The organism is Polaromonas sp., assembly GCF_013817205.1.
Taxonomy (GTDB): Bacteria; Pseudomonadota; Gammaproteobacteria; order Burkholderiales; family Burkholderiaceae_C; genus Polaromonas.
The window spans coordinates 21409-29636 of the sequence record NZ_JACDDD010000046.1 but is presented as its reverse complement, the minus strand read 5'-3'; the positions used below and the strand labels follow the sequence as shown (position 1 = coordinate 29636).

5 protein-coding genes and 1 pseudogene are annotated in these 8228 nt (G+C 62.7%); 2 read left to right on the top strand and 4 right to left on the bottom strand.

Annotated features, from left to right (window positions below):
- Positions 1–47 precede the first annotated feature (47 nt).
- Complete coding sequence (locus H0W47_RS11745) at positions 48–1070, bottom strand: microcin C ABC transporter permease YejB (protein WP_296924511.1); 1023 nt, start codon at positions 1068–1070, stop codon at positions 48–50.
- 3 nt (positions 1071–1073) lie between these two features.
- Positions 1074–2906, bottom strand: coding sequence for an extracellular solute-binding protein (locus tag H0W47_RS11740; RefSeq protein ID WP_296924509.1), 1833 nt, complete (start codon positions 2904–2906; stop codon positions 1074–1076).
- Positions 2907–2998: 92 nt separating this feature from the next.
- On the opposite strand from H0W47_RS11740, the gene fabI reads away from it, so the two are divergent.
- Positions 2999–3799 carry an enoyl-ACP reductase FabI gene (gene fabI, locus H0W47_RS11735; RefSeq protein WP_296924507.1) on the top strand — a complete coding sequence of 267 codons (801 nt, stop codon included), beginning with the start codon at positions 2999–3001 and terminating at the stop codon, positions 3797–3799.
- A 223-nt stretch (positions 3800–4022) separates the two neighbouring features.
- On the opposite strand, the pseudogene H0W47_RS11730 reads toward fabI, so the two are convergent.
- Positions 4023–4793 (bottom strand): annotated as a pseudogene (locus H0W47_RS11730) (GNAT family N-acetyltransferase); the annotation flags it as partial.
- 189 nt (positions 4794–4982) lie between these two features.
- On the opposite strand from H0W47_RS11730, the gene H0W47_RS11725 reads away from it, so the two are divergent.
- Positions 4983–5816 (top strand): DNA ligase, encoded by an 834-nt coding sequence (locus H0W47_RS11725; protein WP_296924505.1) that lies wholly within the window; start codon positions 4983–4985, stop codon positions 5814–5816.
- Positions 5817–5837: 21 nt separating this feature from the next.
- Here H0W47_RS11725 and H0W47_RS11720 read toward each other — a convergent pair whose 3' ends face one another.
- The gene (locus H0W47_RS11720; protein WP_296924503.1) at positions 5838–8114 is read right to left on the bottom strand and encodes an arginine/lysine/ornithine decarboxylase; all 2277 of its coding nucleotides are present in this window, start codon (positions 8112–8114) and stop codon (positions 5838–5840) included.
- Between the last annotated feature and the right edge of the window lie 114 nt (positions 8115–8228).

The window sequence follows — 8228 nt, the reverse complement described above, 5'->3', positions numbered from 1 at the left end:
CCTCGAGGGGGGAGCGGCCCTCGGCCGCTTCGGGGGGGAGTGGGGAACTAATCAAACTTGACCCTTGGATCGACCCAGACATAACAGAGATCGCTGAGCAGCTTGGTCAGCAGCCCGATCAGCGTGAACAGGTACAGCGTGCCCAGCACCACCGGGTAGTCGCGCCGGATCACGCTTTCGTAACTGAGCAGGCCCAGGCCGTCGAGCGAAAACAGTGTTTCGATCAGCAGCGAGCCGGTGAAAAAGGCGCCGATAAAAGCCCCGGGGAAGCCGGTGATGATGGGGATCAGCGCGTTGCGGAACACGTGTTTCCACAGCACCTTGTTTTCGTCCAGGCCTTTGGCGCGCGCCGTCAGCACGTATTGCTTGCGGATTTCCTCGAGGAAGACATTTTTGGTCAGCATGGCCGTCACCGCAAAACTGCCGAACACCATGGCCGTGACCGGCAACGCGATGTGCCAGAGGTAGTCCACGATTTTGCCGGCCCAGCTGAGTTCATCCCAGTTCGGCGAGGTGAGCCCGCGCAGCGGGAACCACTGCAACTGCCCGCCGAAAATCACCAGCAGGGCCACACCCAGCACAAAACCGGGAATCGCATACCCGACCAGGATCAGCAAGGTGGTGACAAGGTCAAAGCGCGATCCCGCGCGCACCGCCTTGGCCACGCCCAGCGGCACGGCCACGCCGTAACTGATAAAAAAAGTCCACAGGCCCAGGCTGATGGACACCGGCAGCTTTTCGACGATCAGGCTCCAGACATCCTTGTTCTGGAAAAAACTTTTGCCCAGGTCAAATCGCGCAAACTGGCCGAGCATTTGCAGCAGGCGTTCAGGCGCCGGCTTGTCGAAGCCGTACAAGGCCTTGATCTGCTCGACGCGTTTCGGGTCGACGCCCTGGTTGCCCCGGTAGCTGGAGCCGCCGGACTCGACGCCACCCAGACCCTTGGCCTCGGCCATGTACTGCTCCACCGGCCCGCCGGGCACAAACTGGATCACCGCGAAGGTGATGAGCAGCACGCCCAGCAGGGTCGGAATCATCAGCAGCAGGCGCTTGAGGATGTAGGCGAACATGGCTCAGCGCCCCTCTTTCGGCGGCAAGCGCGCCCACCAGTAGCCCATGACCCAACCCTCGCCGCTGGCATAAGGCGGCATCGGCGCTTTGAAGGCCAGCCGCCAGGCGTTGTAGGCCAGGCGGTGTGACATCAGTGTCCACTGGGGAATCAGGTAGTGGCTGTGCATGATCACGCGATCCAGCGCGCGGCAGGCGGGCACCAGTTCGGCCTTGCTGCGAGCGCCCACCGCCGCCGCCACCAGCGCATCCACTGCCGGGCTTTTCACACCCATGAAGTTGCCCGAATTTTCGGTATCGGCGGCCTTGCTGCCGAACACGTCGGCCAGTTGCTGGCCAGGGTCGTGCGAGCCGGGGAAGTTGATGGTGGTCACATCAAACTCGAACTTGTCCAGGCGCTGCTGGTACAGCGCAAAGTCTACCGGCGAGAACCGCAGCACCACGCCAAGCTTTACAAGGTTGCGCATCCAGGGCGCGATGGTGCGCACGCCGCCTTCGCGGCTGTCCAGGTATTCGAGCACCATGGCCTCGCCCTTGGCGTTGCGCAGGGCGCCGTCGCGGTAGGTCCAGCCGGCGTCCTTGAGCAGGGCCTGGGCGCGGCGCAGGTTGGCGCGCAGCGACTGGCCCTCGCCTTCCGTTCTGGGCGGCTGGTACATGGTGCCGAACACCGCATCAGGTATCTTGCCGCGCCAGCCTTCCAGCAGCGCCAGTTCTTCCGGTGAAGGTGTGCCGGTGGCAGTGCAATCAGTGTTGCCGAACAGGTCCTGCACGCGTGGATAGCCGTTGTAAAACATCTGGCGGTTCATCCACTCGTAGTCCAGCGCCAGGCCGAGCGCCTCGCGGACCCGCGGGTCCGACAGGTGCGGGCGCCGGCTGTTGAGCACATAACTCTGGAAACCGGCCGGCTGTTTGTGGTCGAAGGCCTGCTTGACAAGCTCGCCGCTGTCGAAACGCCGGCCGTTGACGCGGCGCGCCCAGTCACCCGCCGAGTAAAAAGTCATCATGTCGAACTCCGCCGCCTTCAGGGCTTCCAGCCGCGCGGTGTTGTCCTTGTAAATCTTGACGGTGATGCGGTCGAAGTTGTTGCTGCCCCGGCGCACCGCCAGATCCCGGCCCCAGTAAGCCGGGTCACGCACATAGGTGATGTCCTTGCCGAAACGCACCGGGCCGATTTTGTAAGGCCCGCTACCGATGGGGGTATCCATCACCACCTCGTCAAACCGTTTGGCCTTGCCGTTTTCCACCCCCCAGGCGCGGCTGAACACCGGCAGGCCGCCGACCGTTAACGGCAATTCGCGGTTCGGCTTTTTGAAACGGAAGCGCACGGTCCGGGCGTCGATCACGTCGCAGCCGGCCACATCTTCCAGCAGCGACTTGTAGGCCGGGCTTACATAGGGGCCCATCAACGTGTCGTAACTGTGCTTGACGTCGGCAGCCTCCACGGGCTTGCCATTGTGAAAAAGGGCTTCACGGCGGATCCGGAAAGTGGCGCTGAGGCGGTCCGGGGCCACGGTGACATCTTCAGCCAGCAAGCCGTAGCCCGATGCGGTTTCGTCCATGGAGCCGGTCAGCAGCGTGTCGAACATCAGGGCAGACAGGTAGGCCGGCGCCGAGCCCTTGATGGTGAAGGGGTTGTACTTGTCGAAGGTGGACAGGCGCTGGTTGCTGATCAGTCGCAGCTCGCCGCCCTTGGGCGCCGCCGGGTCGGCGTAGTCGAAAGCGGTGAATCCGGACGGGTATTTGAGGTCGTCCCACAAGGCGTACCCATGGGCGCCCCAGGACGGCGTGACCCCGAGGGCAAGCCCCAGCAGACAGCACGACCACGCAAAAATCCTCATGCGACAATTCTGCCTTACTTAAGCCGGTACGCAGCGTATCTCCGAGGACACGCCGGGGTTTGCCGGTTCACATGCACAGACTGGAGCAGAAGATGGGTTTTCTTGAAGGAAAAAAACTGTTGGTCACGGGCGTGTTGTCCAACCGGTCAATCGCTTATGGCATCGCCAAGGCCTGTCATGCCCAAGGCGCCGAGCTGGCCTTCAGCTATGTCGGCGAGCGTTTCAAGGACCGCATCACAGAGTTCGCGGCCGACTTCAACTCGACGCTGATTTTTGATTGTGACGTCGGCAGCGACGAGCAGATTGCCAAAATGTTCGCCGACCTGTCGCAGACTTGGCCAAGCTTCGACGGCTTTGTGCACAGTATCGGCTTTGCGCCGCGCGAAGCGATTGCCGGCGACTTCCTGGAGGGCCTGAGCCGCGAAAGCTTTCGCGTCGCGCACGACATCAGCGCCTACAGCTTCCCGGCCATGGCCAAGGCTGCCCTGCCCCTGCTGAATCCAAAGTCAGCGCTGTTGACCCTGACTTATCTGGGCGCGCTGCGCGTGCTGCCCAACTACAACACCATGGGCCTGGCCAAGGCCTCGCTGGAAGCCAGCGTGCGTTACCTGGCTGAGTCGCTAGGCAGCAAGGGCACCGGCATGCGGGTCAACGGCATCAGCGCGGGCCCGATCAAGACTCTGGCCGCCAGCGGCATCAAGGACTTCGGCAAGATGCTCAAGGCCACGGCTGCAGCGCCGATACGCCGCAACGTGACGATTGAAGACGTCGGCAATGTCGCCGCGTTTTTGCTGAGCGACCTGGCCGCCGGCGTCAGCGCCGAGATCACCTATGTGGACGGCGGCTTCAGCCAGGTGGTGAGTGGCATGGGCGAGGCCGCCGAGGCGGGCTGAGACCGCAAAGCGGCCTTTGCGAGGCCTCGGATTGCTATCAAATGGATAGCTGCTCGCGCATACTGCGCGTGGGCTGGACGCCGAAAAGGCTTGAAAACCCAGCCCGACGCGGACGCAGACACACTGTTTCGCTCGAAATCAGGCATCAAATCGGCCGCCAGCCCTTTATCCACGGGCGCAGACAGCTCCTGAAACCATAGCAACTCACCGCGGCCAGCACTCAGGGACGGCGCCAGTATTCATACGTCCAAGCTAGGCCAAAGCCGGCGCGCCGGTACAACGCCTGCGCAGACGCATTGCCGTCTTCCACCTGCAAAAAGCAGCGCGCCATGCCCCGTGCCGGGGCCGCCTCGGCCAGCGCGGCGAGAATGCGCCCGGCCAGGCCGCGGCCGCGCCAGGCCGGCGCGGTGCGCATGCCGTGCACGCTGACCCAACCATGGGAAAACGCCGCCGCGCCGGCTGCCACGGTGCGGCCACCCTCCCGCACGCTTGCATAGAGTGATCCTGGCGCGCGGCCAAGTGCCGCGACGCGGCTGGCGCCATCGACCGGATCAAAACCCTCCCCCACAAACAAGGCCGCCCAGGCAGCGTCGGGTGCCAGATCGACGTCCGCCAGCACGGCGGACACCGCGCGCACCTTGCTGACAGGTCCCAGTTGCACCTGCGTGGGCTGCTCCGCGCGGTAGGCGCGACGCCGCAGCTCCGCACGCACCTCGTCGAAACACGATGACCGCGCCAGCCGGAATTGCGCCGGCAGTCCCCTGGCCGCATAACGCGCTTCTATCCGGTCGATCAGGAGGCTTGCCTCGGTCGCCGAGGGGTATTGCAGCGGCACCGCGCTTTTGGCCCGGCCCACTGTGCCGCTGTCGAAGGCCAGCAACCAGCCATCAACTTCCTCGATGGCCTGTGGCGAGACTGCGGCCGCTGTGGCCCGTTCGATCGTTTCCACGTCGCCAGTTTTCATTGCTGCCCAATAACCTTTGTCCTGGTCCATCCCTGGTCCTCCCGTTTTTTTTCTGGCGCCGCAGCCACCATGGCGCATCGCTTATCCTGAGCGGAGTTTTACACTGTCGCTGTTGCAGCAAGCCAAGTGAGCTCCCCATCCATGCCTGCCCTGTCCCGGCGCCCTGCCCTCATTCTGCCCCGCTGGGCTGCCAGGCTGCTTGTCGTGGCCTGCTTGGGCATGCCTCACGCGGCGATGGCGTCGGATGCCATCCGACCGCCGCTGATGCTGGCCAATGTTTACCGACCCGGCATCGCACTGGAGGATTACTGGGTCAGCGAAAAACTGGATGGCGTGCGCGGCTATTGGGATGGCCAGCAACTGCTGACGCGCGGCGGAGAGCGCGTCGCCGCGCCCGCCTGGTTTACCGCCGGCTGGCCGGCCACACCTCTGGATGGCGAGCTGTGGGCCGGGCGCGGGCAGTTTTCGCACGCCGTCTCCACCGTGCGTCAACAAAACCCTGGCGACGCCGCATGGCGCCGCATTCGCTTCATGGTGTTTGACCTGCCGGCGCATGAGGGAACGTTCTCGGAACGCATCCCGGCTCTGAAGGGGGTGGTCGGCCGCATCAACCAACCCTGGGTGCAGGCGGTGGCGCAACACAAGGTGGCAGGCCCCGCTGCCCTGCAGGCCTTGCTGGGCAAAACCGTAAAGCTGGGCGGCGAAGGCCTGATGCTGCACCGCGGAGCGTCGCTCTACCAGGCGCTGCGCAATGACGATTTGCTCAAAGTGAAAACCCACGAGGACGCCGAGGCGCGCGTGCTGGGGCATATCGCGGGCCGGGGCAAACACGCCGGCCGGCTGGGTGCGCTGCTTGTGGAGCTGCCAGCCGCACAGGGCAAAGCGGCACGCCGTTTCAAGCTCGGCAGTGGTTTCAGCGACGCTGAGCGGCAACAGCCGCCGCCTGTCGGCAGCTGGGTCACCTTCCGGTATCGCGGCCTCAATGACAGCGGCATCCCGCGTTTTGCCAGCTTCCTGCGGGTGCGGGACGACATGCCGGCCACACCGCGCTGAGGCACGGCAGGCCGGCAGGCCTTATTCCTTCACGCAGTCGGCGTAATAGTGCCGCTTGCCATCGGCGTCCTGCTCTTCGACCAGGCCGTGGATGTCGGTCTCAAAGCCTGGGCATTGCAGATTGAACTCGCGCGAGAACTTCAGGTAGTCAACGATTTTCCTGTTGAAAACCTCCCCGGGAATCAGCAGCGGAATGCCGGGGGGGTACGGCGTGACCAGGCCCACGGTGATGCGGCCTTCGAGCTGGTCGATCTCGACGCGCTCCGTCTTGTGCAGTGCAATGTGCGCGTAGGCGTCGCTGGGCTTCATGGCCGGCGTCAGGTCGCTCAGGTACATGTCGGTGGTCAGGCGCGCGATGTCGTACTTGGCGTAGAGGCCGTGGATGTGCTGGCACAGGTCCGCCAGGCCCATCTTCTCGTAGCGCGGAAACTTCTGGCAGAACTCGGGCAGGATGCGCCACATGGGCTGGTTCTTGGCGTAGTCGTCCTTGAACTGTTGCAGCGCGGTCAACATGCTGTTCCAGCGGCCCTTGGTGATGCCGATGGTGAACATGATGAAAAAGCTGTAAAGCCCGGTTTTTTCGACCACCACGCCGTGTTCAGCCAGAAACTTGGTCACGATGCTGGCCGGGATGCCGGTCTTGGCAAACTTGCCGTTCAGGTCCATGCCCGGTGTGACGATGGTGGACTTGATCGGGTCCAGCATGTTGAAACCGGTCGCCATCTTGCCGAAGCCATGCCAGTTGACACCGGCTTTCGCATTTTTTGACTCGCCCTTGATGATCCAGTCTTCCGAGCGGCCAATACCCTCGTCGACCAGTTTGTCCGGCCCCCAGACCTTGAACCACCAGTCGTCGCCATATTCCTCGTCCACCTTGCGCATGGCGCGGCGGAAGTCCAGCGCTTCTGCAATGCTTTCTTCCACCAGCGCGGTGCCGCCGGGCGGCTCCATCATGGCGGCAGCCACGTCGCAGCTCGCGATGATGCTGTATTGCGGTGAGGTGGAGGTGTGCATGAGGAAGGCCTCATTGAAGAGGTGGCGATCCAGCTTGACCGTCTGCGAGTCCTGCACAAGAACATGACTGGCCTGGCTGATGCCAGCCAGCAGCTTGTGAATCGACTGCGTCGCATACACCATGGCCTGCTTTGGCCGCGTGCGCTTCTTGCCCATGGCGTGGTAACTGCCGTAAAACGGGTGGAAGGCTGCATGCGGAAGCCACGCCTCGTCAAAATGCAGGTTCTCGACGTAACCATCGAGCATGCCCTTGATGGTTTCAGTGTTGTAAAGCACACCGTCGTAGGTGGACTGGGTCAGGGTCAGCACACGCGGCTTGACCTTCTTCGCGTCCACCCCCTTGAGCAGCGGGTTTGCCTTGATCTTGGCCTGGATGGACGCTTGCTCAAACTCTTCCTTGGGGATCGGGCCAATGATGCCGAAGTGGTTGCGTGTCGGCTTGAGAAACACCGGTATCGCCCCGGTCATGATGATGGCGTGCAAGATTGATTTATGGCAATTGCGGTCCACCACCACCACGTCGCCTGGCGCCACTGTGTGGTGCCAGACCATCTTGTTGGAAGTCGAAGTGCCGTTGGTCACAAAAAAGCAATGATCCGCATTGAAGATTCGCGCCGCGTTGCGCTCCGACGCGCCTACAGGGCCGTCATGGTCCAGCAGCTGACCCAACTCTTCCACCGCATTACACACGTCAGCACGCAGCATGTTCTCGCCAAAAAACTGGTGGAACATCTGGCCGACGGGGCTCTTCAGAAAAGCTACGCCGCCCGAGTGCCCGGGACAATGCCAGGAGTAGGAGCCGTCCTCGGCGTAGTCCAGCAGCGCCTTGAAGAACGGCGGCTGCACACCTTCAAGATAACTCTTGGCCTCACGAATGATGTGGCGCGCCACAAACTCCGGCGTGTCTTCAAACATGTGAATGAAGCCATGCAACTCGCGCAGGATGTCGTTGGGAATGTGGCGCGAGGTCTTGGTCTCGCCATAGACATAAATCGGGACGTCCAGATTTTTGCGGCGCACTTCTTCAATGAAATGGCGCAAATTCAGCACCGCCGGGTCCAGGTCCGGGCCGGGCGTGAACTCTTCGTCGTCGATGGACAGAATGAAGGCGCTGGCGCGGCTTTGCTGCTGCGCAAACTGCGACAGGTCGCCGTAGCTGGTGACGCCCAGCACCTCAAAGCCTTCTGTCTCTATGGCCTGCGCCAGCGCACGGATGCCCAGGCCGGAGGTGTTTTCGGAGCGGAAGTCTTCGTCAATGATGACGATGGGAAAGCGAAATTTCATCAAAAGGCCTTTGCCTGGAACGGTCAAAAAAAACGGATCAGGGCCGAAGTGTAAGGACATTTGTTGACGCCTGACCCTGCCGGGTCTTCATCAAGCCCGGTTAAGCTTGCCAGC

What these genes read in the sequence shown, in the direction of transcription:
- H0W47_RS11720 (WP_296924503.1), bottom strand. Translation starts at nt 8,114, where the DNA reads ATGAAATTTCGCTTTCCCATCGTCATCATTGACGAAGACTTCCGCTCC.
- fabI (WP_296924507.1), top strand. Translation starts at nt 2,999, where the DNA reads ATGGGTTTTCTTGAAGGAAAAAAACTGTTGGTCACGGGCGTGTTGTCC.
- H0W47_RS11725 (WP_296924505.1), top strand. Translation starts at nt 4,983, where the DNA reads ATGCCTCACGCGGCGATGGCGTCGGATGCCATCCGACCGCCGCTGATG.
- H0W47_RS11740 (WP_296924509.1), bottom strand. Translation starts at nt 2,906, where the DNA reads ATGAGGATTTTTGCGTGGTCGTGCTGTCTGCTGGGGCTTGCCCTCGGG.
- H0W47_RS11745 (WP_296924511.1), bottom strand. Translation starts at nt 1,070, where the DNA reads ATGTTCGCCTACATCCTCAAGCGCCTGCTGCTGATGATTCCGACCCTG.